The organism is Clostridium sp. CTA-19 (genome assembly GCF_054767855.1).
This window is the reverse complement of record NZ_BAAABH010000086.1, coordinates 1-749: the sequence shown is the minus strand read 5'-3', so window position 1 is coordinate 749 and position 749 is coordinate 1. Positions and strand designations below refer to the sequence as shown.

Here is a 749-nt window from a genome sequence, read left to right as displayed (position 1 = left end):
TTCTAAACCTAGTAATTCAATTAGTCCTTACCACATTCTATTATAATGTTCTCATCCATTACAAATTTCATGGTTATCAACTTACATATCTATTCTATCCTTATTTTAATCATTCCTAAAGGCATTAATGTTAATTACCTAGGATCTTCTTTATTGATCCCAATTATTTATCTACTAAAAAAAATAATGAACCAGCCTACTTAATTTCAGCTGGTTCATTTCATTTTTTCACTACATTATTACAATTATGCAGTAAGGTGTATTTTGTATTATAACCTGCAACCTAGCAAATTCAATTACCTTTAGCACTAAAAAATCATTATATGATTTTGTGGCTAGGTTACTCATTTTTATACAGTTAATATTTTATCTTTGATCAATAACCCTATTGACAGTTACGTAAAATATCTCTAGTCTCCATCAATATTTTTCCCAACATATTTTTCCCAGTTCCATCTTCACCACATCCCCAATAGTAGTCTTTAGTGGTTTTTTCAATTATCTCCTCATCTCCAGTTGAGAAAAGTATTTCCTTAGCATCGCTATTTGTTTTGAATTTTTCTAAAACTGCTCTTCGCATTAGATCATCTTTTACTTCTTCCCAATCTTTCCTAAGTGGTTTACTTCTATCACGTCCCATGTTTGCTGCTTCCATTGGTGTTGATGACATTCTAACTTGTTCTTCATATTCAGTTCCAATAAACTTTTGGGCTTGGAAATAATGTTCACTTGTCATCCAATACTTACCA

At 30.8% G+C, this 749-nt stretch carries 1 protein-coding gene; it reads right to left on the bottom strand.

Features of this window, described 5'->3' with window-relative positions; genetic code table 11:
• Positions 1 to 385: 385 nt before the first annotated feature.
• Positions 386 to 749 (bottom strand): NADAR family protein (locus ACYUE0_RS17700; RefSeq protein ID WP_460271937.1); only part of this gene is annotated, 364 nt, incomplete at its 5' end.